An 872-nucleotide genomic window follows, 5' to 3' on the forward strand; every position below is an offset into this window, starting at 1 on the left:
CCTGGGCCGTTAAACAGGTGTGGCCCCCCTGGTGAACACCAGAAGGGCCAACAACCCACACCACCCCAAAACACGTAGGGGGTGCTTAAACATCGGAACCCCGAACACACATAGTGTTCGGGGTTCCGGGACAAATATGTCCGGCGGTGACCTACTCTCCCACACCCTCCCGAGTGCAGTACCATCGGCGCAGTGGGTCTTAGCTTCCGGGTTCGGTATGGGACCGGGCGTTTCCCCCACGCTATGACCGCCGTAACTCTATCAACCACAACCAACAACCTACAAAGAGGGTGTTGACGGGTAAAAATGGGGTTACGACCACAATAGTGGTTGTATCTTGTTGTATCCGCGAAAAACAAACACAGGTTTGTTGTTTCGGGACCGTATAGTGGACGCAGCAATACTTGCCAACCACCCGTAGGTGGTGTGGTGTTTGTGGTTTAAGTTGTCGGCCTATTAGTACAGGTCAGCTTCACGAGTCTTTAGTCCTCGCTTCCACATCCTGCCTATCAACCCAGTGGTCTGGCTGGGGGCCTCTCACACTCAAAAGTGTATGGAAATCTCATCTCGAAGTGGGCTTCCCGCTTAGATGCTTTCAGCGGTTATCCCTTCCGAACGTAGCTAATCAGCGGTGCACTTGGCAGTACAACTGACACACCAGAGGTTCGTCCGTCCCGGTCCTCTCGTACTAAGGACAGCTCTTCTCAAATTTCCTGCGCGCGCAGCGGATAGGGACCGAACTGTCTCACGACGTTCTAAACCCAGCTCGCGTACCGCTTTAATGGGCGAACAGCCCAACCCTTGGGACCTACTCCAGCCCCAGGATGCGACGAGCCGACATCGAGGTGCCAAACCATGCCGTCGATATGGAC

The 872-nt window shown here is 54.7% G+C and carries 2 rRNA genes; both read right to left on the reverse strand.

What is annotated here, in order from left to right:
• Nucleotides 1-138 precede the first annotated feature (138 nt).
• Nucleotides 139-255 (reverse strand): 5S ribosomal RNA (gene rrf, locus B879_RS23970).
• 180 nt (nucleotides 256-435) lie between these two features.
• Nucleotides 436-872: ribosomal RNA gene (locus tag B879_RS23975) — 23S ribosomal RNA — on the reverse strand; the annotation flags it as partial.

Source organism: Cecembia lonarensis LW9, from assembly GCF_000298295.1.
In the GTDB taxonomy this organism is placed as follows: domain Bacteria; phylum Bacteroidota; class Bacteroidia; order Cytophagales; family Cyclobacteriaceae; genus Cecembia; species Cecembia lonarensis.